Raw genomic sequence first — 25,055 nt, 5'->3', positions numbered from 1 at the left:
AACCACAAAGGGGGCGCGAGATGAACGTCGCTCAAACACCAAACGCCGCTGCACTGTCGCCCGAGGCCTTCCGCCAGGCGCTGATGGCCAAGGGGGCCTACTACCACATTCACCACCCCTACCAGGTCGACATGGCCGAGGGGCGCGCCACCCCGGAGCAGATTCGCGGCTGGGTGGCCAACCGCTTCTACTACCAGGTGATGATTCCGCAGAAGGACGCGGCGCTGCTGGCCAACTGCCCCGATGCCGCCACGCGCCGCCGCTGGATCCAGCGCCTGCTCGACCACGACGGTCGTGATGACGACGCCGGCGGCATCGAGGCGTGGCTGGCACTGGGCGAAGCGGTGGGGTTGTCCCGCGAAGAACTGATGTCCCAGCAGCATGTGCTGCCGGGCGTTCGGTTTGCCGTGGACGCCTACGTCAACTTCGTGCGCCGGGCGAGCTGGCAGGAGGCGGCCATCTCGTCGCTGACCGAGCTGTTCGCTCCCTTGGCACATCAGAGTCGGCTGGACACCTGGCCGGGCCACTACCCCTGGATCGACGAGGCCGGCTACGGCTACTTCCGCAAGCGCCTGAAGGAGGCGCGGCGTGACGTCGAGCACGGGCTGGAGGTGGCACTGACGGTATGCACCAGCGTGGAAACCCAGCAGCGCGCCCTGGAGATCCTGCAGTTCAAGCTCGACGTATTGTGGAGCATGCTCGATGCCATGACCCTGGCCTACCAGCTCGAGCGACCGCCTTACCACAGCGTCACCGACCAAGCCGTGTACCACCGGGGGCTGGCATGAACGCACGCGATGTACCGACGCTACGCCCCGGCTGGCGTTTGCAGTGGGAACAGGCCCAGGAGCGCTACGTGTTGCTCTATCCCGAGGGCATGGTGCAGCTCAACGAGAGTGCCGGCGCGATCCTCTCATTGGTCGACGGTGAACGGGATGTCGCCGCGCTGATCGACGAGCTCAGCCGGCGCTACCCCGAGGCGTCGAGCGAAGAGCTCGCCCAGGACGTCATCGATTTCTGCGTCGACGCCATGCAACAGGGCTGGATTCGCCATGTCTGAGATCGCCCGCTCCCAGGCCGGTGAGGCAAGCGGCAGCGGTCAACCGCTGTGGCTGCTCGCCGAGCTGACCTACCGCTGCCCGCTGCAGTGCGCCTACTGCTCCAACCCGCTCGACTTCGCCGCGGTGAAGGAGGAGCTCTCCACCGAGGAGTGGATCGATGTCCTGACCCAGGCCCGCGCCATGGGCGCCGTGCAGATGGGCTTTTCCGGCGGCGAGCCGCTGGTGCGGCGCGACCTCGAGACGCTGGTGGCCGAGGCGCGCCGCCTGGGCTTCTACACCAACCTGATCACCTCCGGGCTGGGGCTCGACGAGGCGCGCATCGAGGCGCTGCACGCGGCCGGGCTCGACCATATCCAGATCAGCCTGCAGGCCTCCGATCCCGACGTCGCCGCGGCGGTGGCCGGCTCGCCCAAGGCCCACGCCAAGAAATTGGCCATGGCCCGATCGGTCAAGGCGGCCGGCTATCCCATGGTGCTCAACGTGGTGCTGCACCGCCACAACATCGACCGCCTCGACGAGATCATCGCCCTGTGCGACGAGCTGGGCGCCGACGCGGTGGAGCTGGCCAACTGCCAGATGTACGGCTGGGCCCACCTCAACCGCGAGGGCTTGCTGCCCAGCCGCGAGCAGCTCGAAACGGCCGAGGCCACCACCGCACGCTGGCGCGAGCGTCTCGCCGAACGTGGCCGCGACATGCGCTTGCTGTTCGTGGTGCCCGACTACTACGCCGAGCGGCCCAAGGCGTGCATGGGCGGCTGGGGCGCGATCTTCATGACCGTGGCGCCCGACGGTGCGGTGCTGCCCTGCCATAGCGCGCGCATGCTGCCGATGAGTTTTCCCAACGTGCGCGACCGGGGCCTCCGGGAGATCTGGTACGACAGCGACGCGTTCAATCGCTACCGCGGCGACGGCTGGATGCGCGAACCCTGCCGCAGCTGCGACGAGCGCCACCAGGACGTCGGCGGCTGCCGCTGCCAGGCCTACCTGCTCACCGGCGACGCCACCGCCACCGATCCGGTCTGCTCGCTGTCGCCGGACCACCACCTGGTCGAGGCCGCTCGCCGCGAGGCAGAGGCCGATCAACGTCGTGTCGAGCAATTGACCCAGCGCAGCGTGCGTGCGTCGCGGGTGTTCTGTCGCCAGTGAGTCGTCATGCGACTCTGCCGGTGCGCATGAGGCTGAGACCATGGATGTAGGGAAGCGCCCGATGGCATCGGGTACTCTCAGCGATGACACCCATGACAACGACAACGAGGTGCGGGCGCCATGTCGAACAGCATCGCCCAGTTACGCAAGTTCGTGGCTCCGGAAATCATCTTCGGTGACGGCTCTCGTCATGCCGTTGCCAACTACGCCCAGACCTTCGGGGCGCACCGCATCCTGCTGGTTTCCGATCCGGGGGTGCTGGCCGCCGGCTGGGTCGCCGAGGTCGAGGCCGATCTGGCCGCCTGCGGCATCCCTTGTCATCGCTTCCTGCAGGTGTCGCCCAATCCGCGCGCCGAGGAGGTCATGGCAGGGGCTCGCGTCTACCGCGACTATGGCTGCGATGCCATCGTCGCGGTGGGCGGTGGCAGCCCGATGGACTGCGCCAAGGGCATCGGCATCGTGGTGGCCCACGACGGGCACATTCTCGACTTCGAGGGGGTCGACACCATTCGCGTGCCGATTCCGCCACTGATCTTCATTCCTTCGACGGCGGGCACCTCGGCCGACGTTTCCCAGTTCGCGATCATCTCCGATCCCCAGCGGCGCATGAAGTTCTCGATAATCAGCAAGTCGGTCGTGCCCGACGTCTCGCTGATCGATCCCCAGGTCACGCTGACCATGGATCCGTTCCTCACCGCCTGTACCGGGGTCGATGCGCTGGTGCACGCCATCGAGGCCTTCGTCTCCACCGGCAGCGGACCGTTGACCGACAGCCATGCGCTGGAGGCGATGCGCCTGATCAATGCCAACCTCGTGGCACTGGTGGACAATCCACACGACGGGGAGCTGCGAGCCCAGGTGATGCTGGGCAGCATGCAGGCGGGGCTGGCCTTCTCGAATGCCATCCTGGGGGCGGTACACGCCATGTCGCACAGCCTGGGCGGTTTTCTCGACCTGCCCCACGGGCTGTGCAACTCGATGCTTCTCGAGCATGTGGTCGCCTTCAACTTCGAGGCGGCTCCGGAGCGCTTCATTCGGGTGGCGCAGACGCTTGGCATCGATTGCCGCGGGCTATCTCAGCAGAGCATCAAGCAGCGGCTCATCGCTCATCTGGTCGAACTCAAGCGGGCGGTAGGGCTCGCCGGAACGCTGGGCAGCGCCGGAGTGCGCAGCAGCGACGTGCCGTTTTTGGCCGAACACGCCGTGGAGGATCCTTGCATCCTCACTAACCCGCGGCGCTCCTGCCTGCGGGACGTGGCGGTGGTCTACGAAGAGGCACTCTAGCGCCTTGGGAGGCCGTTTGAAGAAACCTTCCGACCCGGATGGACTCTCGGTCAGCGAGTTGATCGGTCTCGGCAGCCAGTCGGCGCGCAAGAGCTACTACCCCGAGCTGACGGCACGCATGTCAGAGCTCGAGGCAGAGCGCAACCGCTACAAGTGGCTGTTCGAGAATGCCCTGCACGGCATCTTCCAGGCATCGCTGAACGGCGGGCTGCGGGCCGCCAACCCCGCACTCGCATGCATGCTGGGCGACGGCGATGTTGCTACCACCCTGGCGCGCTGTACCACCCTGGCGGCCCTGTTCGTCGACCCCGCGGATGCCCGCGAGGTGCAACGGCGACTGCTCGATGAAGGTCGGGTCGTGGGCTACACGACGCACCTGCGCGGCGAGGGAGGGCGCAGTGTGCCGGTGGCCATGACGGTGGTACAGAAGCCATCGGCGGACGACGAGCTGGTGATGGAGGCCTTCGTCGCCGACATCACCGAGCGCGAGCAGGCCAGGCGTCGCCTCGAGCAACTGAACGAGCAACTCGAGGCGCGCGTCCAGGACCGTACCCGTGAGCTGGAACGGCTCAACGACGAACTGCGCCAGGAAATCGCCGAGCGTCGTCGCATCGAGGTCGAGCTGCGCGAGGCGCGTGACGCCGCGGAGCAGGCCAACCGCAGCAAGGATCGCTACCTGGCCGCCGCCAGCCATGACCTGCTGCAGCCGATGAACGCCGCGCGCCTGCTGGTCGCCACCCTGCTCGAACGTCGTCTGGAGACCGAGGTGCAGGAGCTGGCGCAGCGCATCCATCTATCGCTGGAGGGCGCCGAGGAGCTGCTGACCGACCTGCTGGATATCGCCCGTCTCGATCAGGACCGTGTCGAGCCGCAGTTGGAACCCTTCGCCCTGCGCGAACTGACCGAATCCCTGGCGGCGGAGTTCACCACGCTGGCCGACAGCCAGGGGCTCGCGCTGCGTAACTGCGTTGCCGATGCCTGGGTCGTCAGCGACTATCGCCTGCTGGCGAGGGTATTGCGCAATCTGCTCTCCAATGCCTGTCGCTATACGCCCCAGGGCCGGGTACTGCTGGGGACGCGTCGTCGCGGCGGTGCGCTGTGGGTCGAGGTCTGGGACAGCGGCACCGGGATCCCGGCGGATCAGCTCGACGCGATCTTCCGCGAATTCCACCAGGTCGAATCGCGCCACGCCCGTGACCGCAAGGGGGTGGGGCTGGGCCTGGCCATCGTCGAACGCATCGTCGCACGACTCGAGCATGAGGTGACGGTACGCTCCTGGCCCGGGCGGGGCTCCTGCTTCGCGGTGCGCGTACCGTTGGGCACGCCGGGCTGCCAGCCACGCTTGGCAGCGCCAGCTATGCTGCCCAAATCGGATCTGAGCGGCTACCGGGTGCTGGTGGTCGACAACGAGCCGAGTATCCTGGCCAGCATGCAAGGGCTGTTGGAAGGCTGGGGCATGACCTGTTCGCTGGCGGTGGATGCCGAGGAAGCGCTCGCCGTATCGCCGCCGGATCTCCTGCTGGTAGACCTGCACCTGGATGACGGGGTGACCGGTGACGAACTGGTGTGGCGCCTGCGCGAGCACTGGGATCACCCACGACTGCCCGCGGTCGTTCTCACCGCCGAGCGCAGCGACGCCTGGCTGCAGCGCCTGCGCGCGGCTGGCCTGCCGTATCTCAACAAGCCGCTGCGCCCAGGCAAGCTGCGGGCCGTGCTCAGCCAACTGCTCTCCAGCGGAGTTGACCCATAGGGCGACATGCCGCCAATGTCCTGCTTGCGTACCGAGGCGTAAGGCTTCGGTATCAGCCACCAAGGCCAGTCATCCCTCCCTCCCAGGAGGCATGGAGGTGAAGCAAAGCGCTCCGGATACTCCCTCCCGGGGGCCGCAATCCGTGGTCCTGCAAGGAAAAGGGAGAACAATCAAAATGCGTATGCAAACCCCATTGTCGCTGGGCCTGGCCGCCGTGTTGGCCGCCGCTGCCCATACCGCCCAGGCGGAGATCACCCTCTTCGAGGGCGATAGCACCCGTTTCAGCGCCGATGGCTACATCAATGCCTTCTACGTCAATACCGAGGTCGATGCGGCCGACTCTCGCTTCGACCGGCGCCAGTCGCGGGTCAAGATGGGCTTCTTGCCCAACTGGATCGGCTTCAATGCCTCGCGGGAGGTCGGTGCGCTGACGCTGGCGGCCCGTTCCTCCTTCTGGGTGACCATCAACGACAGCGACGACAACGGTACCGAGACCGGCATCGATGTGCGTCAGTTCTACGGTACCATCGAGGGGGACTGGGGCGAGGTGCTGGTGGGCAAGGACTTCGGCCTTTTCGCCCGTTCCAATATCTTCCTCGACCAATTGCTGTCCGGTCATGGACAGGTCAGCGACACCCTGGGGCTGGTGGATTTCGGTGGCGTCTCGTTCGGCAACATCGGCTCTGGCTACCCCTATCCGTTTCCCTCCGCCCAGATCACCTATCGTACGCCCAAGGCCGGTGGACTGCGCCTGGCCGCGGGTATCTTCGACCCGGTGCATACCGCCGACGAGAGCCCGCTGGGACGCCGCTACGAAGAAGCGCCGCGCTTCGAGTCCGAGCTCACCTGGGAAACCACGCTGGGGGGTATCGATGTCTACACCTGGCTGAACGGTCAGTACCAGACGTCCGAGAACAGCGATGACGATGTGGACGAGGTGACGTCGCGCGGTCTGGGCTATGGCGTGCAGGCCGCCATGGGGCCCCTCACGCTTAGCGCGTCGGGGTTCAATGCCAAAGGCATCAATGCCTTCTTCACCAACAACGTGGGCAATGCGGCGCTGCGCGAAGTGGACAGCGACGGCTACCTGCTGCAGGGCGGCTATCGTTTCGGTGCCAACCGCGTGGCGCTGTCGTTCGGCGAGACCGAGGACGAGCAGAGCGGGCTCGAGTTCCAGACGCGCGGCCTGGCGCTGTTCCATGACATCAACGACTACTTGACCCTGGTCGGCGAGGTCAATCGCCACGACATCACCGCGCTGGACGGTGGCAGTGACGTCGAGCAGACCGACACCGTGGCGCTGGGCGTCACCATGTCCTGGTAGGCCGTCTACTACCTAGGTATGCCACTGGGCGTCAAGGACGCCACCCAAGTGGCATATCCCCGCGCCCGGGCGCTTCCTATACTTGAGGGGCCATACACTGCGAGCGCCCCATGGACATCGAACTTCCCACGCCCTACGTTACCGCGAACCCGGATCGCCACGAGGCGGTACTGGTTGCCCACAGCGGCTCTCGCGACCCCGACATGGCCGCCCAGGACCTGGCGAGCCGGCTGCTGCATCCTTGTCTCGGCGGCGTGCTGTTCTTCTGCTCGGCGGAGTACGACCTCGAGGCGCTCGGCCAGGCCATGGAGCAGCATTTCGGCGGCGTGACCCTGTGCGGTTGCACCACCGCCGGCGAGATCACCGATGCCGGCTACGGTCGTGGCGGCATTACCGCCATCGGCTTCGATCAGCGCGATTTCGCCCTCGACCATGCGCTGCTCGACGACCTGGACCAGGTCTCGCTGCTCGCCGCGCAGCAGCTCACCGACGGTCTCCTCGAACGCTGTCGGCAGGCGGGCATCGCTCCGATCAAGGGGCATACCTTCGCCCTGACCCTGCTCGATGGCCTCTCGGCCAGTGAGGAGCGCGTGCTGGCGACGCTCAATGCGGCGCTCGGCAGCATCCCGCACTTCGGCGGCAGCGCTGGCGACGACAACCGCCTTTCCGGTACCCATGTCTACGGCAACGGACGCTTTCGCACCGGTGCTGCCGTGGTGATCATGATCAACACCACGCTCGATTTCGAGGTCTTCACCACCCATCACCTGCGCCCGCTCGACGACAAGCTGGTGGTCACCGCGGCGGACCGCGAGCATCGCCGGGTCATCGAGCTCAATGCCGAACCGGCCGCGGAAGAGTACGCGCGCCTGGTGGGGTGCCGGGTCGACGAGCTCGATGAGGAGACCTTCGCCCGCCATCCGCTGGCGGTGCGTCTGCACGACCATGCCTACGTACGCTCGATCCAGCGGGTCAACGAGGATCTCAGCCTGAGCTTCTACTGCGCCGTGGAGAACGGCATCGTGCTGACGGCCATGCGTGCCGCGCCCATACTCGACGACCTTCGCGCGGCGCTGGATGAGATCCGCGAGCGCTTGGGGCCGCCGCGCCTGGTGATCGGCTGCGACTGTTTCCTGCGACGCCTGGAGATCGAGGCCGACGGCATCGGCGACGCCGCTTCGGCGCTGCTGCGCGACTATCGCGTGGTGGGATTCAACACCTACGGAGAGCAGTGCAATGGCATGCACCTCAACCAGACCTTCACCGGCGTCGTCATCGGCCAGCTGCGCCGGAGCAATGGATCCCGCTGAGCGCGAGCAGGCGCTGGAACGCGAGATCGCCAAGCTCAAGCGCATCAATGCGGCACTGATCGAGCGCGTCGAAGCCAGCAACCTGCCGCGCAGCGCGCCCTACGCCGCCTTCGAGCATGCCGTGCTGCTCGCCGAGCAGGTACGCGAGCGCACCCAGGCGCTCAACCAGACCACCCACGAGCTGCGCGCCAGCAACCGCCTGCTGGCCGAGGCGCGCGAGCGGGCGGAAGCCGCCGGTCAGTACCTGGCCGATGCCATCGAGAGCATCACCGACGCCTTCGTGCTGTTCGATGCCGACCAGCGCATTCTGCGCTACAACAGCCGCTTCGCCGAGTTCTGGCGTCCGGCGGGGATCCGCATCCGCCAGGGCATGCAGCTCGAGGACCTGCGCCGTCTGGCGCTGAGCTCGGGACTGGTGATCAGCGAGCAGCTCGGCCATCGCGACCGACGCACGATCTACCGCCTGCACAACGATCGCTGGGTGCAAGTTCACCAGCGGCCCACCCGTGGCGGCGGCCGGGTGTTCCTCTACGTCGACATTACCGAACTCAAGCGTCACGAGCACGCCCAGCGCGAGCATGCCCTGGCGCAGAAGACCCGACTGCTGCAGGCCACCATGGATAGCCTGTCGCAGGGCGTAGCGGTGGTTGCCGAGAGTGGCTTACTCGAGATGTGCAACCAGCGCTTCCGTGAACTGACCGGCCTGCTGGCGCTAGAGGTGCCGCACGACCTGGAGGCGCTGTGTCACCGCAGCGAACTGATCGATGCCGGCGATGCTCGCGGTGTGACGCAGGCCTGCGAACGGCATCTCGGCGACGGTCGCGTGGTGGAGGTGCGCGGGCATGCCATGCCCGGCGGCGGTCAGGTGCTGACCTTTACCGACGTCACCGAACGCATTCGCCATGCCGAGACGCTGCGCGAGCGGGAGCACTGGATTCGCACCATCACCGACGAGCTGCCGGCGATGATCGCTTACCTCGATCGCGACCTGCGCTACGTCTTCACCAATCGCGTCTACGAGGAGTGGTACGGCTGGCCGCGCGACCTGTTGCTGGGCGGCGAGCTCGACGCCCTGCACAGTGCCGAGCACTGCGCCAAGCTGCGCCCTTACCTGACCCGCGCGCTGGCCGGCGAGAGCGTCTCCTTCGAGTTCCCTGAGGTCAGCGGCAGCGGCGAGCGACGGGTGCTGCTGCGCGCCTATGTTCCCCATTTCGACGGCGACGGCGAGGTGATCGGGCTATTCGTGCTGATTCGCGACATCACCGAGCGCCGACGCACCGCCGAGGCCCTGCATCAGGCCTACCAGAACCTGGAGCAGCGCGTGCGCGAGCGCACCGGCGAGCTGACGCAGGTCAACGGCCAGCTACGCGAGGAGATAGCAGAACGCGCGGCGATCGAGCAGCGCCTGCGCGAGGCCAAGGCGGAGGCAGAAGCGGCCAACCTCTCCAAGACCAAGTTCCTCGCTGCGGTCAGCCATGATCTGCTGCAGCCGCTCAATGCCGCCCGGCTGTTCATCGGCGCGCTGGGCGAGCAGGACGTGGCGCCCGAGCATCACGAGCTGATCGAGCAGGCGGGGCGTTCGCTCAAGGACGTCGAGAGCCTGCTCGGCACCCTGGTGGACATCTCCAAGCTCGACGCGGGGGTGGTAACACCCGACCCGGACGCCTTCGCGGTGGCGGAGCTGCTCGACGGGCTGGCCCGCGAATATCGTCAGGTGGCCGCCAGCGAGGGGCTCGCGTTCCACTACGTACCGAGCCGCGCCGTGGTGCGCAGCGACATCCAGCTGCTCACGCGGGTGCTGCGCAACTTTCTGTCCAATGCCATTCGCTATACCGGTGAGGGGCGCATTCTGCTCGGCTGCCGACGCCGCGCGACGGGACTCGAGATCGTCGTGGGCGATACCGGCCTGGGCATCGAGAAGGAGGAACTGGGAGCGATCTTTCAGGAATTCCGTCGCTCCCACGCTGCCGGGCGGCGACAGGATCGCGGCCTGGGGCTGGGACTGGCAATCGCCGACAAGATCTCGCGCATGCTCGAACATCCGCTGGGGGTGGCGTCGGTCGCCGGTCGCGGTTCGTGCTTCAGCGTGCTGCTGCCCTATGCGGAGCTGGCGCCACGCCGCCGGCCGACCGAATTGGCGACGACGGTCGCCGACGAGGCGGTGCTGGAGGGCAAGCGCATCTGGGTGGTCGATAACGACGCCGACATCTGCGAGGCGATGCGCGTGCTGCTGTCGCGCTGGGGTTGCGAGGTGTGCGTGGCCGACAGCGAGGCCGCCCTGGCGGCTCAGGTGGTGCCGGGCGAGACGCCGGCCGACGTGCTGATCGTCGACTACCACCTCGACGACGGCGACACCGGCCTGGCGCTGGCCGAGCGCATCAATGCCCGGCGCCGCGAGCCGCTGCCGGTCATGGCGATTACCGCCAACCACAGCCACGAACTCAAGCAGCGCATGCGTGAACTCGGCTATGCCCTGCTGCACAAGCCGGTCAAGCCGCTCAAGCTGCGCGTGGCGCTCAGTCGTCTAGTCGCGGAGCACGCTTGTGATAGACACTGAAGTCGATGTCGCTGGCCGAGAGAATGGCCTGGACCCGGTTGTGCACGCCGAGCTTGCGCAGGATCGCCGAAACATGTGCCTTGACGGTGGTCTCGGCGATCTCCAGGTGGTAGGCGATCATCTTGTTGGACTCGCCTCGGGTCATGTGCTCGAGCACCTGCAGCTGCTTGCGCGTCAGCGTTTCCAGCTGGCGTGAGGTCACCGTCGGTTCGCCGCGGGCGGGACGCGATGAGCCGCCGCTGGCGCGGATGATGTCCGAGGGCAGGTAGATGTTGCCCTCCAGGATCTGGGCGATGGCCTGGGTCATCTGCTCGCGCGGCGACGACTTGGTGATGAAGCCGACCGCGCCGTAGGTGACCGCCTGCAGGATCACCTGCTTCTCCTGTTCCGCCGAGATGATCACCACCGGAATGGTCGGAGCCTCGTTGCGCAGCTGGATCAGCCCGGAGAGGCCGTGCACGCCCGGCATGTTGAGGTCGAGCAGGATCAGGTCGATGTCCTCCTGCTCTTGTGCCAGCACCAGCGTCGATTCGAGGTCCTCGGTTTCGAGTACCTCGGCGTCCTCGAAGCCGTCGCGGATCACGCGGCAGATGGCTTCGCGAAAGAGAGGATGATCGTCGGCGATCAGCAGCTTGTACATGGGCAGGCCCCGAGAGTTGTCGTTGTCATGGTAAACAGGCGCCAGGGGCGCGTCACGGTCCGTCATGCCCGGCAAGGGCGGATACCGGCGCCGCGGGCTCGGCCGCCTCCAGCGGCTGCCCCGCGGCTTCCCAGCCGTCCACGCCGTGCGGATACCAGCCGACATGGTCGAAGCCATGTGCCAGCGCGCGGCGTGCAGCGTTCCACGACAGCCAGCAATCGCTGCGACAGAGGAACACCAGCATACGCTGCCCGTCGTCGCGGGTGAGCCGGGTCAGATGGTGCAGGAAATATTGCTGCCATGCCGGCGACAATTCGCCGAGGCCGGTGTTGGGTAGCCAGATGGCGCCCGGCAGCGAGGCGTGGGGCTGGCTGGCGACGAAGCGATCTCCCCGCCAGGGCAGGTTGTAGACATCGATCAGCAGTGGTGGGGCTGGGCTCGCCAGGGCCTGGGCCAGGGACGCGGTATCGAGTATCTCGGCGCCTTCGAGATGCGACGGAGTGGGGCTCCGGTAGCGGTCGACGCGATAGCCATCGGCATTGAACAGAGGCTCGCCAACGTCGTTCTGGTCGTCGTCCGCCAGGCTCGTGCTGCAGACGGCGAAGGCGCCGGCCAGCATCGTCAGCGCGAGGAGGATCCTGAATGCCATGGATGCACCTCGACGTATTGTTATGTTGCTCTCATTGAACGACAGGTATTGCGCGCCAGGGAATGCCACCATTGTCTCAACGTGGCAGGTACCAAGGTACTATTCTGGGGTCGCCATGCCCTTCGTATCGTGGCGGCATGACGATACGTACTCACGCCTTGTGGCCGCACGCGCTGCGCCATGCCCTCTGTCGAATCGTGCTCGCGATCGGGCTCGGTCTCGGCCCGTGGCTGCTCGGCAGCCCGCCCGTGAACGCCGAGCCACTGCCGACGCTGCGGCTCAGCGTGCTGCAGTCGGGCACCGCCCACTGGGAGCTCGAGCACATGCAGCGTCAGGGCCTGGACCGGCAGGCCGGCTTCGAGCTCGAGGTGCGCCTGGTGCCGCATCTGCCGGCTTCGCGCATTGCGCTTGCCAGTGGCGAGGTGGCGGGAGCCGTTGCCGACCTGCTCTGGGTCCAGGCGCGTTTCGAGCAGGGCGAGCCATATCTCTTCCTGCCGTTCTCCTCGCAGATCGGGGCCATTCTGGTGGCGCCGGATTCGGCCATCGACTCGCTGGAGGGGCTGCGTGGAAAGCGCATCGGCGTGGCCGGCGGGCCCGACAGCAAGGGCTGGATCCTGCTGCGCCGGGTGGCGGCCGAGCGCGGCCTCGAGCTGGAGCGGGAGGCCGAAGTGCAGTACGCGGCGCCGCCGCTGCTCAGCGAAGCGCTGCGTCGAGGGCGCATCGATGCGCTGGTGACCTACTGGCACTTCGCCGCGCGGCTCGAGGCCTCAGGCGAGGCTCGCCGGCTGATGCCGATGGCGGGCCTGCTCGATGCCCTGGCGCTCGAGCGCGACCTGCCGGTGCTGGGCTATGTGTTCCAGGAAAGCTGGGTTCGCGCTAACCGGGCGCTGCTGGACCGCTTCGCCGCAGCCCTGACCGAGACCAAGCGCTCGCTGGCGGAGAGCGAGTCCCATTGGGACGAGCTGCGTCCGCTGATGCGCGTAGAGAGCGATGCCGAATTCGAGGCGTTTCGCCGCGGCTTTCTCGACGGCGTGCCCGCACCGCTCGACGAGCGGCGTATCGCCGATCTCCAGGCGCTGCTGCAACTGGCCGGGGCCGACGCGCAGCGGCTGCTGCCGTCCCGACTCTTCTACCGTCATGCTGCGCGAACGGAGACGCCGTGAGCGTCCGCGCGCTGGCCGGCTGGGTCGGTCTGCCGACGCTGCTGCTCGCCTGGTGGCTGGTCGCCGGGCTGCTGGACAGCGCTCTGCTGCCCACACCCGGAGCCGTGTTCGATACCCTGTGGCAGGCGCAGCGAACAGGTGAGCTCTGGCATCACCTGGGCGTGACGTTGCGGCGAGTGGTCATCAGCTTCTTCCTGGCGATGGCCCTGGGCACGCTGCTCGGGGTCTGGATGGGACGCAGCCGGCTCGCCGACGACCTGCTCGACCCGCTGCTCGTGGCGCTGCTCAACTTGCCGGCCCTGGTCACCATCATCCTGCTCTACGTATGGTTCGGCCTGATCGAGGCCGCGGCAGTGCTGGCGGTGGTGATCAACAAGGTGCCCAACGTGGCGGTCATGGTACGCGAGGGGGCGCGCAGCCTCGACGTGCGCCTCGAGCAGATGGCGGATATCTACCGTTTCGGCCGTGGCAGGCGCCTGGTACACGTGTGGCTGCCGCAACTGGCCCCCTACCTGATGGCGGCGGCCCGCAGCGGCCTGGCGCTGGTGTGGAAGATCGTGCTGGTGGTGGAGTTGCTCGGCCGCTCCGACGGGGTCGGGTTCCAGTTGCACATGGCCTTCCAGGTCTTCGATGTGGCCACCATCCTGGCCTACAGTCTGGCGTTCATTGCCGTAGTGCAACTGGTCGAACAGGTGGTACTGCGCCCACTGGAGCGTCGCTCCTCGCGCTGGCGCAGAGTCGGGGAGCCGCACCATGCTTGAGCTGGACGTCGCCTATCACGGCACGCCACGGGCGATCCTAGGCCGCCTCTCCCTACGAGTCACCGCAGGCGAGCGCATCTGCCTGCTGGGCCCCTCGGGCAGCGGCAAGACCACGCTGCTCAATCTGATCGCCGGCTTGGGCGTGCCATCCTCAGGAAACGGCGTGAGGCGCGACGCGACGCTGCGGGTCGGTTACCTGTTCCAGGAGCACCGGCTGCTGCCGTGGCGCACGCTGCGCCAGAACCTGATGCTGGTCGGTGCCGCGCCGGATGACGTCGACTCGCTGCTGGACCGGGTCGACCTGGCCGGTCACGGCGACTACCTGCCGGATCAACTCTCGCTGGGCATGGCGCGCCGGGCGGCGCTGGCACGTTGTCTGGCCGTCGAACCCGACCTGCTACTGCTCGACGAACCCTTCGCGTCGCTCGACACGCGCCGCGCCCAGTCGCTGCGCGATTGTCTCGCGGCGCTGCTGGAGCAGCGACCGCAGATGGCGATGATCTGCGTGACGCATGATGCTCAGGATGCGGCGCGCCTGGCCAACAGGGTCTGGTATCTAGATGGCTGCCCGGCGCAGTTGCGCTGGGACGAGAGGCTCGAACATGCCGACGATCGGGCCGCGGTAGTGCAGACATTGTCACGGCTGGCCGAAGCCATCTGACGTCGGTATCGGCCCCGAAAGGTGCGCCATTCCCCGTGCAAAATCACTGGGATGAAAGTGCCCGGGACAGACAATCTTGAGCATCGTCAATCTTGTCTCGAAGTGCCGTGATTTTCAAAAAAATTCTGGAAAATCAGTACGAAAGGAGTATCCGGTCGCGGCCAAAGTGCCATTTCGACAGCCTGGCGACCCGCCTAGCCTCGGTAAGGCAACACTGTCGTTGCAGTCAATGAACCGCATCACGGGAGGTGCGCCATGCAATGGGTTGATCCGGCATTCTGCGACTTGCGTCTGGGCTTTGAAGTGACGGCCTACGTCTACGTTCGCTGATCGAGACCGGGCGGGAATGGCAGGCGCCACTCCCGCTTTCCGAGACGAAGCGGGCACGCCGCAAGATCAAACAAAGCAAAGGGCGGGGGGGGGGGAGACGATGACTGACCAAACGAACATCGACATGGCGGCCTGCTATTCGATCCACCCGACGTTCCTCTTTCGCTGGGAAGCGTCCCAGGATGCTCACGTCCTGCTGTATCCCGAAGGCATCGTCAAGCTGAACGAGACCGGTGGCAGTATCCTCGCGCATTGCGACGGCGATACCACCGTGACGGCGATGATCGATGCGCTCGCCACATGCTATGACGCCAAGCGCGATGCCGTTGCCGAGGGCGTCGTCAAGTTTCTGGAGGTGGCCCATGCCAAGGGTTGGATCCGTGCCGAGCCTCGACGGTGAGGGCAAGCCCATCTGGGTCTTGCTGGAACTCACCTATCGATGCCCGCTCAAGTGCGTTTTCTGCAGCAATCCGGTGGATTTCGAGCGCTACGGCGAGGAGGAGCTGAGCACCGCCGAGTGGAAGCGGGTGATGCGTGAGGCCCGTGACCTGGGGGCGATGCAGATCGGCTTCTCGGGCGGCGAGCCCACGCTGCGCAAGGACCTCGAGACGTTGGTGGCCGAGGCCAACGAACTGGGCTACTACACCAACCTGATTACCTCGGGGATCGGCCTGACCTCACGCCGCCTGGCGGCGCTCAAGGAGGCGGGGCTCAAGCATATCCAATTGGGCTTTCAGTCCAGCGACCGGCAGACGGCGAACTGGCTCGCCGGGGTGGACAGCTTCGATCGCAAGCTGGCCATGGCGCGCGAGATCAAGGCCCACGGCTTTCCCATGGTGCTCAACGTACCGATCACCCGCCACAACATCGCGCAGATTCCCGAGATCATCGAGCTGGCCAGCTCGTTGGGCATGGAATACCTGGAGCTGGCCAATGTCCAGTACTACAACTGGGCCCTGCTCAACCGTGACGAATTGCTGCCCACCCGCGAGGAACTGGCCTGGGCCGAAGCCGAGGTCGCCAAGGCGCGCCGGCGGCTGGGGGACACGATGACCATCTTCTTCGTCATTCCCGACTACTACGAAGGCCGCCCCAAGGCGTGCATGAACGGCTGGGGCTCGATCCACCTGACCATTGCGCCGGATGGCGCGGCGCTGCCTTGCTCCCAGGCGCGCACCCTCGAGACGCTGGATTTCCCCACCGTGCGCGAGCACAGCCTCGAATGGCTGTGGCGGGAGTCGCCCACCTTCCGCAAGTACCGGGGCGCCGAGTGGATGAAGGAGCCCTGCCGCAGCTGTGACGAGCGCGAGCACGACTTCGGCGGCTGCCGCTGCCAGGCGCTGCTGCTCACCGGCGACGCCGCCAACGCCGACCCTGCCTGCAGCAGGTCACCGCATCACCACGTGATTCAGGAGGCCGTCGAACGGGCCCAGGCCGCAAAGGCAGGGTCGGGGACGCTGATCGCTCGCCAGGGCGGGTTGGCATCCGGGGGCGGTGGCGCATGAGGCTGCCCCACGATTCGCTGGCCGGCACGCTGTCCGCCGGCATCACGCTGACAGCCGCGCTGTATCTGCTGCTGCGCACGATGGTCTAGTCCAGGAGCCCGTCATGCTCGCTTCGATTCTTGACTTTATACTGCGCTGGCTGCACCTGCTGTTCGCCCTCGTCTGGATCGGACACAACTACGCCAACGTGGTAAAGCAGCCGACCTTCAGGCCGCTCGGTATGGAGCACGACGAGCCATCACGCAGCGCCGACCTGGAAGCGCGGATGCAGCGCGAGCACGGTACCTTCCGCTATGCCTCGATCGTGGTCTGGGCCACTGGGATGGGCATGCTGTGGTATCGCGGCTGGCTGCCGGACGCGCTGCTGCTGCAGGGGCCGCTGGCGGTGATCGGCATGGGCGCCTGGATCGGCACGCTGATGCTGCTCAACCTGTGGCTGGTGCTTTGGCCGCACCAGAAGAAGGTACTTGGCTTCGTGCCCGCGCCGATGGAAGAACGGGTGCGCTGTTCGCGCATCACTTTCCTGTCGTCGCGGACCAACACCATTCTGTCGATGCCGCTGCTGTTCCTGATGCTGGCCAGTGGGCATGGCCTGCAGTTCTTCTAGGCGCGCCGCGATGCACGCCTCATCGGTCTACAATTTCGCTGCGGGCCCCGGCGTGATGCCGCGGGAGGTGCTGCTCGAGGCCCAGCGGGAGCTGCTCGACTGCCGCCGCAGCGGCATGTCGATACTCGAGATGCCGTTCACGGGAGCTGAGTTTCAGAATATCGCTGACCAGGCACGGCGCGACCTGCGTGAGCTGCTCGAGCTACCCCCGCACTACCATGTGCTGTTCCTGCCCGGCGGGGCGTCGACCCAGTTCTCGCTGTTGCCGATGAACCTGCTCCCGCCGGACGGCCGCGCGGACTACGTCGATACGGGCCACTGGTCGCGCAAGGCGATCGCCGAGGCCCGGCGCTACGTGTCGGTCAACGTGGCCGCCAGCGGCGCCCAGCACGGCTATAGCCGGCTGCCGTGCCGCCGGTACTGGCAGCTCGACCCCCAGGCAGGGTATTGCCACATCACCAGCAACGAGACCGCCGATGGACTGGCCTACCACCGCCTGCCCGACACGCGGGGCGTGCCGCTGGTGGCCGACATGACCTCCGACTTCCTCTCCCGCCCACTTGATGTCGAGCGCTTCGGTGTGATCTATGCCGGCGCTCAGAAGAACGTCGGGCCGGCGGGGCTGACCCTCGTCATCATCCGCGACGATCTGCTGCAAACGGCATGGCCGGCGTGTCCCGCCGCGCTCAGCTATCGCGTCCAAATCGACAGCGACAACCGCTTCAATACGCCGCCGATCCAGGCGATCTACCTGGCCGGGCTGGTCTTTCGCTGGCTGCGCTCGCAAGGTGGGCTGAAGGCGATGGCCGCACGCAATCGGCGCAAGAGCGAGGCGCTTTATAGCTACATCGATGCCAGCGACTTCTACGCCTGCGACCGGCAGGTGGCCGATCGCTCACGCATGAACGTCTGCTTCCACCTTGCCGTGCCGACACTGACCGCTGAGTTCGTCGAGCAGGCGCGCTGCCAGGGCCTGCTCAACCTGCAGGGCCACCCCGCCGTGGGCGGTCTGCGCGCCAGCCTCTACAACGCCATGTCCGAAGCGGGTGTCGATGCGCTGATCGCCTTCATGGAGACCTTCGCCGCACGCCATGGACGTGCGCGAAGGCGCTGCGGTTAGCCGCCTTGCCTCGCGATCGTGACCTGCCCCGGTGGCTGATGGCCGCGCTGATGCGGCAAGCGCCGCGCCTGGGCCGCGGCATCGCTCAGGCGCGTGTGCATTGGGCCGCTCGCCTGGGCAGCCCGCCCGTGCGAGCGGGCCGGCCCGCTGGCGGCGATGGCGATCCGCCGGCGCCGGTAAAGGCCATGGGCTTGGCGTTTCCCAATCCGTTGGGTATCGCCGCCGGCTTCGACCGCCGGGGGCGGCTGGGACGCCGGGCGGCGGCGCTGGGCTTCGGCTGTATCGAGATCGGCTCGTGGTCGCCGCATGCGGGAGCCGCTTTGTGCCATCCCCCGTCGGCGGGCGACGCCGTCCTGGGCATCAACGTCGGCCTGGGGCCACGCACATCGACGACTCACGCGCTCGACGACCTGCTGGCCGGCCTGCGCGAGGCATGGCGTCACGCCGACTATGTCGCCGTCAATCTCGGCAGTCCCCAGGCCGCGGCATTGCTGTGCCCCTCCCGACTGGGCGAGCTGCAGCGGCTGCTGGGTTCGCTGAAAGGGCAGCAGCGGCGGCTGGCGGACTGCAGCGGCAACTGGGTACCGCTGGCGATAAAGCTGCGCATGGAGCGTGAAGCGACGGCACCGCCGCCCATCGTGAAACACCTGGAAGCGCTGGGCTTCGAGGGGCTGATCCTGGCATGCGATGCCGGGCCGCCGGCGACGCTGCAGCGCTATGCCGACTGGCGCCTGCCGGAGCGACAGCGCCAAGCGTGCCATCAGGTGGCCCAGGCCGCTGAGTTGCTGGACGGCCGGTTGCCGCTGATCTCGGTGGGCGGTATCGCCACGGCCGAGCACGTCACGGCGCGTCTGGATGCCGGCGCTATGCTGGTACAACTGCATGATGCGCTGGTCTATGAGGGGCCATGGGTCGCTCGTGCTCTGGGCAATGCCGCCCCTGGGCGCGCTTAACCCGGACGTGCCAGGCCCTGACCGCGCTGCAGGTTGAAGGTGAATACCGCGACGCTGGCGAACAGCACCGTTAGCCCCAGGCACCACAGCAGCGGCTCGAGCGCCAGCCTACCGTAGAGGGCGAAGCGCACCAGCTCCACGCCATGGGTGAAGGGGTTGTTGGCGCACAGCCAATAGAGCCAAGGGCCTGCCTCCTGCATCTTCCATAGCGGATAGAGCGCCGAGGAGAGAAAGAACAGCGGGAAGATCACGAAGTTCATCACCCCGGCGAAGTTCTCCAGCTGGCGCACGGCGTTGGCCAGTACCAGGCCCAGGCTGCCGAGCATCATCGCCACCAGTAGCAGCGCCGGCATCGCCGTGGCCAGGCCGACCAGCGGCGGGCGGATGCCATAGCCCCAGGCGATGGCGAGAAAGGCGTAGACCTGGACCAGCGACACCAGCGAGATCGCCAGCACCTTGCACAGCAGCAGGAAGGGCCGCGACAGCGGGCTCATCAAGAGCACCTTCATGCTGCCCATCTCGCGGTCGTAGACCATCGACAGCGAGCCCTGCATGCCGTTGAACAGCAGGATCATGCAGCACAGCCCGGGGGTGATGTAGACCTCATAGACGATATAGGTGCCGTAGGGCTCCATGATCGAGATGCCCAATACGGCGCGGAAGCCGGCGGCGAACACCACCAGCCACAGCAAGGGACGCACCAGAGCGCTGAAGAAGCGCGTGCGCTGCTGGACGAAGCGGCGCCACTCGCGGCCGCCGACGCCGAGGAAGCAGTGCCAGTAGGCGGCAAGCATCAGCAGCGCTCCTCTGCGGGGATGTCCTGCAGGGTCGTCAGGCGACGGAAGGCGTCCTGCAGGGTGCGGCTTTCGGTGCGGCGGCACAGCGCGTCGGCGCGGCCGGAGGCCACCACGCTGCCGGCGCACAGCATCACCACGTTGTCGTCGGGGGCGATCTCGTCGAGCAGGTGGGTCGTCCACAGTACCGTCATGCCGCGCTCGCGGCACAGTGCGCGCACATGCTCGTTGAGCGCCTGACGGCTGGCGGCGTCCAGTCCGACGCTGGCTTCGTCGAGCACCAGCAGCGCAGGCTCGTGGAGCAGGGCCCGGGCGATTTCGAGCCGGCGTCGGTGACCGCCGTTGAGCTGGCGCACCCGCTCGCCGGCGCGCGCCTCGAGCCCCTGGCGCGCCAGTTCGCGGTCGCAGCGCTGGCGTGCGAGTCGCCGCCCCAGCCCATGCAGCGAGGCGTGATAGAGCAGGTTCTGGCGTACGCTGAGGTCGAGATCCAGCGTCGGCTGCTGAAACACCACGCCCAACTGACGCCGTACCCGGCGAGGATCACGATTCAGCGAATGGCCGTCGATGCGAATCTCGCCGGCCTGACCGCGCAGCAGGCCGGTCATCAGCCCGATCAGCGTACTCTTGCCGGCCCCGTTGGGTCCGAGCAGGGCGTGAAAGCCACCGCGAGCCAGGGCAAAGCTCACCCCGGCGAGGGCGCAGCGGGCTCCGTAGCGGTGCTCGACCTCGTCGATCTCGAGCATCGGTGCATGAGGGGCCTGGATAGACGTGTTCATGGCGTGACGACCACGCCCCAGGGGTAGCGGCCAACCTCGATGGAGCGCGTCACGGCCAACTGCTCGACATCGATCACCGAGACGTCGCCGCTGATGCCGTTGGTGGTGAAGAGCAGGCTCTCGTCCTCATTGAAGGCGAGCTGCCAGACGCGACGCCCCACCAGCAGATAGTCGAGTACCTCAAGAGTCTGAGCATCGACCACCGCGACGTGGTTGGCAGGGCCAAGCGCGACGAAGGCGTAGCGGCCATCGGAGGTGAGCGCGACGCCCACCGGCTGCACCTTGTCCTGGTTGACGCCACGAATGGCGAAGTCGAGCGTGGCGATCTCTTCCAGCGCTTCCACGTCGATCACATGGACCGTGCCGCCGATCTCGGCCGAGGCCCAGGCCACCTTGCCGTCGTCGCTGAATTCCACGTGACGGGGGCGCTGGCCGACCACCATGTTCTTCTTGATCGTGAAGTCCTCGGTGTCGATCCAGTGCAGCATGCTGGTGGTCTCGCTGGTATTCACCGCCCAGCGGCCGTCGGGGCTGACCGCCATGCCCTCCGGCTCGATGCCGACATCGATCTGGGCCAGCACCTCCTTGGTCGGCACGTCGACCACGGTGACGATGGCGTCGTCCTCGTTGGCGATGAACAGCCAGCGGTCGTTGGGGTGCAGCGCAAACTGCTCGGGATCCTCACCCGAGGGCAGGGTGTCGATGATCTCGTGGGTCTCGAGATCGAGGATCTGCACGGTGTCGTCGTCGCTGGCACAGATATAGAGCTTGGTATGGTCCTGAGAGAGCAGGATGCCGCGAGGGCGCTTGCCGACCGGTATCGTCTCGACCACCTCGAGCGATTCGGTATCGATCACCGAGATGCTGTTGTCCTTCTCGTTGGAGACGTAAGCCAGTCCGGCCAGGGCGGGGGAGGCGAGGACCAACAGCGTCGAGGCCAGGGCGGTGCGAAGCAGAGTCTTCATCGTCGGTTTCCTTGTTGTTCATTGTGGCTAGCGTCTAACGTCGTCCCGACCAGATTCGGGGCAGGGGCGCCGCTCTCAAGGGTGGATGCGACAGTCGCTCTCGGCAGCGTCGTAGCCCAGGGAGTCGAGATCGGTGACCGGGTGCAGAAAGCCCTCGATGGGAGCGGTAATCACCAGGCCCTGCGGATGAACCAGCGTAATCGGCTGACGCAGCTGGCCGTTCCATGGGCGATAGCCAAGGCGGCGACCCTTGAAGGCGGCCAGCTGGAAATCCTCGGAGAGGATGGCGTCGCGGAGTGTCCCGTGCTCGGCTACGCCGAGTTCGGTGACCGCCGTGCCCACCGAGCGCACACCCGCCCAGGCGGCATAGTCGTCACCGTTCATGTCGCGCCCGGCCAGTTCGCGAAAGCGGTTCTGCAGCTGGGCGGCACCCCAGCTCTCCACCACCCGGTGCCAGGCCACCGGCATCATGCCCTGTGTGCCCACCACGGGGCGTGGCAGCCAGGTGTTGAAGGGTACGTACTCGCCGAAATCGCCGCGTGTATCGGCGACGACCACCACGTCGTAGTCACTCGCCTGGGTGAACAGCGGCAGCTCGCGCGATGCCGTGCGCCGCAGGTCGGCGTCGAAGGTCCAGGTCTTGTCGGCGACGAGTTCGACGCCGAAGCGTGCCGCCGAACGGCGAAAGGCATCCGCCCAGGCGCGGTCGTCATCGGTCGGCCCGGTAATGAGAAACGCCTGCTGCCAGCGCCGCAGGTTGAGCCACTGGGCGAGGGCGTCGGTGAGCATGGCGAAGCTCGTTTGGGTGTGCAGCATGTTGGCGCGGCAATCGCCGGTACGCAGGGTGTCCTCCTTGGCACCGGCGTTGAAGAGCAGCGCCCGCTCGGCGGCCGTGTCGGCCATGGCAAGCAGCGTCTCGGCAGGTACCCGCAGCACGAACAGCTCGATTCCCGACTCGAGCATCCGCTCGAAGGCGGCGTGCGCCTGCTCCTCGCTCTCGGCCATGTGCGACTCCAGGACGTAGTGCTGGTCGAGAAAGCGCCCACTGGCATTGTTGTCGTCGATGGCGAGCTCGGCGCCGCGCAGGCCGGCATCCTCGGGCTCGGGGGTTACGTTGGACAGCACGGGGCCGGCGTCCGGAACCCATTGCACATAGCCGATGCGTACATCCAGGGCCGTGGCCGCACCGGGCAGGGCCAGCCAGCAGATGAGGGCAAGGGCGAGTCGCTTGGCGTGGTTGGACATGGGCCGCTCCCCGGTGGAATTCCATCCCCCTGACCTTAGGCAAGCCGGGCAGGGGGAAGAATATTTCCATGGTCGCAATGAGGCGGTACCAAAGCACTATGCCCTAGGTCTCAGAGGGGGATGGCTACTACCAAGGAAGTGGTTTTCGCGGCCGAAAGTGCCATTCCTCGGGTCGAGGCGGCTTCCTAGACTTGGATCAGACTCGCCAAGCTCGCAGCGAAAAGGCGACCCCAAGCGTTCAACAATTCCAAGCCGGAGGCGACCGAAATGAAAGCCACTAGCCTGCTCAGAAACCGCATTACTCGAACCGGCATTGCGCTCGGGTTCTACAGCCTGTCGGTCGTCGCCATGGGGCACGGCGACGTGACACCGCAGGAGGTCGATACCGGCAGCTTGCCTGAACTGGGGGCGGAGCCGCTGAGCCAGAACCCCTTCCGGCCCGGCAACGAGCATGGCGAGTTTTATGACGAAGCGGTCAGGGTCGGGGAGAGCGGCTATGCCGGCAATTGTGCCGTCTGCCACGGCATCCAGGCAATGTCTGGCGGGTTGACGCCCGATCTGCGTGAACTCGAGGAGTGGGACGATGAGTACTTCATCGGGCGCGTGCGTAACGGTACCGACAAGGGGATGCCTTCGTTCAAGAACAATCTCGATCAGAACGCCATCTGGGCGATCAAGACCTACGTCGAATCGGTCAAGGAATAGGCGCTAGGAAGGGGCGTGTGTTCTCGCCAATGAGGGAGGCGCCATGAACGCGATTTACTGGTGGTTAATGCTGCTGATGACACTGAGTTCGCTCGCCCAGGCGAGCGACGCTGTCCTCGATCGCCCGCCGGAGCGGACCTACGATATCGTCGTCGAGTCGGGCTACCTCAATGTCGGGCTCTATCGCGACTTTCCCCCTTACTCCTACCTCGAGAACGGCGAACCTGCAGGCGTCGATGTGGCGATCGGCCAACGTATCGCCGAAGAATTGGGTGTAGAGTTCCGCGTGCACTGGATCACTCCGGACGAGACCCTGGAAGACGATCTGCGCAATAACGTCTGGAAGGGACATTACCTGGCGAAACGGCGTATCGCCGACGTCATGCTGCGGGTGCCCTACGACCGCCGCTTTGCCTACATGCGCGATTCCACAGGCGAGGTGGTCAACGACCAGGTGGTGATGTTCGGCCCCTATCAGCAGGAGCACTGGCAGATCGCCCATGATGCCGAGGCCCTCGACGCGGTAAGGACGATGGCGGTATTCCAGTACCACCCCATCGGCGTGGAGATCGATACGCTGCCCGACACCTACCTCAGCTCAGCGTTCGGCGGTTCCCTGCGCGACAGCACGCAGCATTTCCGCAACGTTGAACGTGCCTTCGACGCCATGCTCGAGGGCCGCGTGCATGCCGTCATGAGCACCCGCGCCGAGATCGACCATCAGCTGGCGCGCCACGCCGATCGGCCCTTCCGATCGGCCACCAATGGCTTCCCTGGGCTGGTGAAGCAGAGCTGGGATGTCGGCATGGCGGTCAAGCATACCCATCGCGAGCTGGGGCATGTGATCGAGGCGATCGTCGACCGCATGGTGCGCGAGGGGGAGATCGCCGATATCTTCGCCCGTCACGGACTGCGCTACAGCGTGCCTGCTTACTACGACGGCATCCTGGAAATGGACGAGGAGACGTGACATGAGTCGTTGGTGGCTGCTGGTGTTGCTGTGGGCAGGCCTCCAGGCCCACGCCGGGGTGCCGGCCGACCCCTTCGGCTCTCCCATGTGGGAGTACAATCTCGAGCGCTACCTGGGTGCCGATGTCCAGGTGCGTCACGACGCACGCATCGATCTTCAGGTGCCCGCTTTCGCCGAGGACTCCGCGCAGGTTCCGCTCACGCTGGACCTGGCGAACTTTCCCCACCGGCCGCAGCGGATCATCGCCTGGGTCGATCTCAATCCGGTACCGCATTTGTTCACCTACGAGCCCGGTGTCACTCCGCTCCGGCTCATTGCGTTGAACTTCCGGGTCCAGCAGGCGACGACGGTGCGAGCCGCCGTGCAGGACGACGAGGGCATCTGGCACGTCGCCAGCGCCCATGTGGATGCCGCGGGAGGCGGCTGTACGGCACCCAGCCTGACGGCAGCCAACCCCGACTGGGAGCGCAGCTTTGGCACGATCCGCGGCCGTGCTTTTTCGCGTGGCGATCATCTTCGCTACAAGACCAGCGTCATGCATCCCATGGATTCCGGCATGGTCGATAACATCCCGGCCTTCTTCATCGAGCAAGTGGAGCTGCGCGATGGGGGAGAAGACGAACTCCTTCTGCGACTGATGCTGTCCGAGTCCGCCGCCGAAAACCCGATGTTTGTCTTCGAGTTGCCGCATCCGCTGGCTGCCCCCCGGCTGTGGATGCGCGACAACCACGGCAACGTCTTCGAACGACGCCTCGAGGGGGAGACAGGATGATGCGACA

The 25,055-nt window shown here is 66.4% G+C and carries 26 protein-coding genes; 20 read left to right on the top strand and 6 right to left on the bottom strand.

All coding sequences use genetic code 11. From position 1 onward, the window contains the following. Positions 1-20 precede the first annotated feature (20 nt). The 8 genes from pqqC to KPL81_RS01865 all read left to right on the top strand — a co-directional run bounded on the left by pqqC (position 21) and on the right by KPL81_RS01865 (position 10,432). Positions 21-788, top strand: coding sequence for a pyrroloquinoline-quinone synthase PqqC (gene pqqC, locus KPL81_RS01900; protein ID WP_219790452.1), 768 nt, complete (start codon positions 21-23; stop codon positions 786-788). After that, entirely contained in the window at positions 785-1,060 is a 276-nt protein-coding gene (pqqD, locus tag KPL81_RS01895) for a pyrroloquinoline quinone biosynthesis peptide chaperone PqqD (protein WP_209473705.1), read from the top strand. The genes pqqC and pqqD (KPL81_RS01895) overlap by 4 nt, the downstream gene beginning before the upstream one ends. Continuing rightward, positions 1,053-2,207: a pyrroloquinoline quinone biosynthesis protein PqqE gene (gene pqqE / locus KPL81_RS01890; RefSeq protein ID WP_219790451.1), complete on the top strand. Its 1,155-nt coding sequence runs from the start codon at positions 1,053-1,055 to the stop codon at positions 2,205-2,207. The genes pqqD (KPL81_RS01895) and pqqE (KPL81_RS01890) overlap by 8 nt, the downstream gene beginning before the upstream one ends. A gap of 120 nt (positions 2,208-2,327) precedes the next feature. Then, a complete protein-coding gene (gene ercA / locus KPL81_RS01885; protein ID WP_219790450.1) occupies positions 2,328-3,491 on the top strand; it encodes an alcohol dehydrogenase-like regulatory protein ErcA in 1,164 nt (387 codons plus the stop codon). Between the two features lie 16 nt (positions 3,492-3,507). Further along, on the top strand, positions 3,508-5,241 hold the full coding sequence (locus KPL81_RS01880) for a PAS domain-containing hybrid sensor histidine kinase/response regulator (protein WP_219790449.1): 1,734 nt from the start codon (positions 3,508-3,510) through the stop codon (positions 5,239-5,241). 175 nt (positions 5,242-5,416) lie between these two features. Then, on the top strand, positions 5,417-6,565 hold the full coding sequence (locus KPL81_RS01875; RefSeq protein WP_240549008.1) for a porin: 1,149 nt from the start codon (positions 5,417-5,419) through the stop codon (positions 6,563-6,565). 110 nt (positions 6,566-6,675) lie between these two features. Continuing rightward, positions 6,676-7,875, top strand: coding sequence for a nitric oxide-sensing protein NosP (gene nosP, locus KPL81_RS01870; RefSeq protein ID WP_219790448.1), 1,200 nt, complete (start codon positions 6,676-6,678; stop codon positions 7,873-7,875). Continuing rightward, on the top strand, positions 7,862-10,432 hold the full coding sequence (locus tag KPL81_RS01865) for a hybrid sensor histidine kinase/response regulator (RefSeq protein ID WP_209473699.1): 2,571 nt from the start codon (positions 7,862-7,864) through the stop codon (positions 10,430-10,432). Before nosP ends, KPL81_RS01865 begins: the two co-directional genes overlap by 14 nt. Here KPL81_RS01865 and KPL81_RS01860 read toward each other — a convergent pair. Together KPL81_RS01860 and KPL81_RS01855 are read right to left on the bottom strand one after the other, a co-directional pair. Continuing rightward, positions 10,392-11,072: a response regulator gene (locus KPL81_RS01860; protein ID WP_209473698.1), complete on the bottom strand. Its 681-nt coding sequence runs from the start codon at positions 11,070-11,072 to the stop codon at positions 10,392-10,394. The genes KPL81_RS01865 and KPL81_RS01860 overlap by 41 nt on opposite strands. Before the next feature lie 52 nt (positions 11,073-11,124). Next, entirely contained in the window at positions 11,125-11,721 is a 597-nt protein-coding gene (locus KPL81_RS01855) for a rhodanese-like domain-containing protein (protein WP_209473697.1), read from the bottom strand. 137 nt (positions 11,722-11,858) lie between these two features. Between KPL81_RS01855 and KPL81_RS01850 the strand changes: the two genes are divergently transcribed. From KPL81_RS01850 to KPL81_RS01810, 9 genes are all read left to right on the top strand, one after another. After that, positions 11,859-12,884: an ABC transporter substrate-binding protein gene (locus KPL81_RS01850; protein ID WP_219790447.1), complete on the top strand. Its 1,026-nt coding sequence runs from the start codon at positions 11,859-11,861 to the stop codon at positions 12,882-12,884. Beyond that, positions 12,881-13,645 carry an ABC transporter permease gene (locus KPL81_RS01845; RefSeq protein ID WP_209473695.1) on the top strand — a complete coding sequence of 255 codons (765 nt, stop codon included), beginning with the start codon at positions 12,881-12,883 and terminating at the stop codon, positions 13,643-13,645. The genes KPL81_RS01850 and KPL81_RS01845 overlap by 4 nt, the downstream gene beginning before the upstream one ends. Then, positions 13,638-14,306 (top strand): ABC transporter ATP-binding protein, encoded by a 669-nt coding sequence (locus KPL81_RS01840; protein WP_219790446.1) that lies wholly within the window; start codon positions 13,638-13,640, stop codon positions 14,304-14,306. The genes KPL81_RS01845 and KPL81_RS01840 overlap by 8 nt, the downstream gene beginning before the upstream one ends. 255 nt (positions 14,307-14,561) lie before the next feature. Further along, a complete protein-coding gene (gene pqqA / locus KPL81_RS20860) occupies positions 14,562-14,636 on the top strand; it encodes a pyrroloquinoline quinone precursor peptide PqqA (RefSeq protein WP_114477445.1) in 75 nt (24 codons plus the stop codon). Between the two features lie 100 nt (positions 14,637-14,736). Next, complete coding sequence (pqqD, locus tag KPL81_RS01830) at positions 14,737-15,036, top strand: pyrroloquinoline quinone biosynthesis peptide chaperone PqqD (protein ID WP_219790445.1); 300 nt, start codon at positions 14,737-14,739, stop codon at positions 15,034-15,036. Further along, on the top strand, positions 14,999-16,141 hold the full coding sequence (pqqE, locus tag KPL81_RS01825; protein WP_219790444.1) for a pyrroloquinoline quinone biosynthesis protein PqqE: 1,143 nt from the start codon (positions 14,999-15,001) through the stop codon (positions 16,139-16,141). Before pqqD (KPL81_RS01830) ends, pqqE (KPL81_RS01825) begins: the two co-directional genes overlap by 38 nt. A gap of 103 nt (positions 16,142-16,244) precedes the next feature. Next, complete coding sequence (locus tag KPL81_RS01820; RefSeq protein ID WP_209473691.1) at positions 16,245-16,748, top strand: urate hydroxylase PuuD; 504 nt, start codon at positions 16,245-16,247, stop codon at positions 16,746-16,748. A 10-nt stretch (positions 16,749-16,758) separates the two neighbouring features. Next, positions 16,759-17,868, top strand: coding sequence for a 3-phosphoserine/phosphohydroxythreonine transaminase (gene serC / locus KPL81_RS01815; RefSeq protein WP_209473690.1), 1,110 nt, complete (start codon positions 16,759-16,761; stop codon positions 17,866-17,868). Positions 17,869-17,873: 5 nt separating this feature from the next. Further along, the gene (locus tag KPL81_RS01810) at positions 17,874-18,821 is read left to right on the top strand and encodes a beta/alpha barrel domain-containing protein (protein ID WP_219790443.1); all 948 of its coding nucleotides are present in this window, start codon (positions 17,874-17,876) and stop codon (positions 18,819-18,821) included. On the opposite strand, the gene KPL81_RS01805 is transcribed toward KPL81_RS01810, so the two are convergent. The 4 genes from KPL81_RS01805 to KPL81_RS01790 form a co-directional block, all read right to left on the bottom strand. Then, a complete protein-coding gene (locus KPL81_RS01805) occupies positions 18,818-19,615 on the bottom strand; it encodes an ABC transporter permease (protein ID WP_219790442.1) in 798 nt (265 codons plus the stop codon). The two genes, KPL81_RS01810 and KPL81_RS01805, sit on opposite strands and share 4 nt — an antisense overlap. Next, the gene (locus KPL81_RS01800) at positions 19,615-20,391 is read right to left on the bottom strand and encodes an ABC transporter ATP-binding protein (RefSeq protein WP_240549007.1); all 777 of its coding nucleotides are present in this window, start codon (positions 20,389-20,391) and stop codon (positions 19,615-19,617) included. Before KPL81_RS01800 ends, KPL81_RS01805 begins: the two co-directional genes overlap by 1 nt. Beyond that, positions 20,388-21,356: a YVTN family beta-propeller repeat protein gene (locus KPL81_RS01795; RefSeq protein WP_219790441.1), complete on the bottom strand. Its 969-nt coding sequence runs from the start codon at positions 21,354-21,356 to the stop codon at positions 20,388-20,390. The genes KPL81_RS01800 and KPL81_RS01795 overlap by 4 nt, the downstream gene beginning before the upstream one ends. Before the next feature lie 75 nt (positions 21,357-21,431). After that, positions 21,432-22,601, bottom strand: a complete 1,170-nt coding sequence (locus tag KPL81_RS01790; RefSeq protein WP_219790440.1) for an ABC transporter substrate-binding protein — start codon at positions 22,599-22,601, stop codon at positions 21,432-21,434. 267 nt (positions 22,602-22,868) lie between these two features. Here KPL81_RS01790 and pedF point away from each other — a divergent pair, with 267 nt between their 5' ends. Genes pedF through KPL81_RS01775 form a run of 3 tightly spaced genes read left to right on the top strand, consistent with a single transcriptional unit; the run spans position 22,869 to position 25,048 of the window. Continuing rightward, positions 22,869-23,306 (top strand): cytochrome c-550 PedF, encoded by a 438-nt coding sequence (gene pedF, locus KPL81_RS01785; RefSeq protein ID WP_219790439.1) that lies wholly within the window; start codon positions 22,869-22,871, stop codon positions 23,304-23,306. Positions 23,307-23,349: 43 nt separating this feature from the next. Then, complete coding sequence (locus KPL81_RS01780; RefSeq protein WP_240549006.1) at positions 23,350-24,276, top strand: substrate-binding periplasmic protein; 927 nt, start codon at positions 23,350-23,352, stop codon at positions 24,274-24,276. Position 24,277: 1 nt separating this feature from the next. Continuing rightward, on the top strand, positions 24,278-25,048 hold the full coding sequence (locus tag KPL81_RS01775) for a quinoprotein dehydrogenase-associated SoxYZ-like carrier (RefSeq protein ID WP_219790438.1): 771 nt from the start codon (positions 24,278-24,280) through the stop codon (positions 25,046-25,048). Positions 25,049-25,055 lie beyond the last annotated feature (7 nt).

Source organism: Billgrantia antri, from assembly GCF_019430905.1.
Classification (GTDB): domain Bacteria; phylum Pseudomonadota; class Gammaproteobacteria; order Pseudomonadales; family Halomonadaceae; genus Halomonas; species Halomonas antri.
The sequence above is the reverse complement of the archived record's forward strand: the minus strand, read 5'-3'. Positions and strand labels throughout refer to the sequence as shown.

Coding starts and splice junctions, on each gene's coding strand:
- pqqD (WP_209473705.1), top strand. CDS start 785: ATGAACGCACGCGATGTACCGACGCTACGCCCCGGCTGGCGTTTGCAG.
- ercA (WP_219790450.1), top strand. CDS start 2,328: ATGTCGAACAGCATCGCCCAGTTACGCAAGTTCGTGGCTCCGGAAATC.
- KPL81_RS01875 (WP_240549008.1), top strand. CDS start 5,417: ATGCGTATGCAAACCCCATTGTCGCTGGGCCTGGCCGCCGTGTTGGCC.
- pedF (WP_219790439.1), top strand. CDS start 22,869: ATGAAAGCCACTAGCCTGCTCAGAAACCGCATTACTCGAACCGGCATT.
- KPL81_RS01780 (WP_240549006.1), top strand. CDS start 23,350: ATGAACGCGATTTACTGGTGGTTAATGCTGCTGATGACACTGAGTTCG.
- pqqE (WP_219790451.1), top strand. CDS start 1,053: ATGTCTGAGATCGCCCGCTCCCAGGCCGGTGAGGCAAGCGGCAGCGGT.
- KPL81_RS01855 (WP_209473697.1), bottom strand. CDS start 11,721: ATGGCATTCAGGATCCTCCTCGCGCTGACGATGCTGGCCGGCGCCTTC.
- KPL81_RS01775 (WP_219790438.1), top strand. CDS start 24,278: ATGAGTCGTTGGTGGCTGCTGGTGTTGCTGTGGGCAGGCCTCCAGGCC.
- serC (WP_209473690.1), top strand. CDS start 16,759: ATGCACGCCTCATCGGTCTACAATTTCGCTGCGGGCCCCGGCGTGATG.
- pqqE (WP_219790444.1), top strand. CDS start 14,999: ATGCCAAGGGTTGGATCCGTGCCGAGCCTCGACGGTGAGGGCAAGCCC.
- KPL81_RS01860 (WP_209473698.1), bottom strand. CDS start 11,072: ATGTACAAGCTGCTGATCGCCGACGATCATCCTCTCTTTCGCGAAGCC.
- pqqD (WP_219790445.1), top strand. CDS start 14,737: ATGACTGACCAAACGAACATCGACATGGCGGCCTGCTATTCGATCCAC.
- nosP (WP_219790448.1), top strand. CDS start 6,676: ATGGACATCGAACTTCCCACGCCCTACGTTACCGCGAACCCGGATCGC.
- KPL81_RS01865 (WP_209473699.1), top strand. CDS start 7,862: ATGGATCCCGCTGAGCGCGAGCAGGCGCTGGAACGCGAGATCGCCAAG.
- KPL81_RS01805 (WP_219790442.1), bottom strand. CDS start 19,615: ATGCTTGCCGCCTACTGGCACTGCTTCCTCGGCGTCGGCGGCCGCGAG.
- pqqC (WP_219790452.1), top strand. CDS start 21: ATGAACGTCGCTCAAACACCAAACGCCGCTGCACTGTCGCCCGAGGCC.
- KPL81_RS01800 (WP_240549007.1), bottom strand. CDS start 20,391: ATGAACACGTCTATCCAGGCCCCTCATGCACCGATGCTCGAGATCGAC.
- KPL81_RS01840 (WP_219790446.1), top strand. CDS start 13,638: ATGCTTGAGCTGGACGTCGCCTATCACGGCACGCCACGGGCGATCCTA.
- KPL81_RS01795 (WP_219790441.1), bottom strand. CDS start 21,356: ATGAAGACTCTGCTTCGCACCGCCCTGGCCTCGACGCTGTTGGTCCTC.
- KPL81_RS01790 (WP_219790440.1), bottom strand. CDS start 22,601: ATGTCCAACCACGCCAAGCGACTCGCCCTTGCCCTCATCTGCTGGCTG.
- KPL81_RS01850 (WP_219790447.1), top strand. CDS start 11,859: ATGACGATACGTACTCACGCCTTGTGGCCGCACGCGCTGCGCCATGCC.
- KPL81_RS01820 (WP_209473691.1), top strand. CDS start 16,245: ATGCTCGCTTCGATTCTTGACTTTATACTGCGCTGGCTGCACCTGCTG.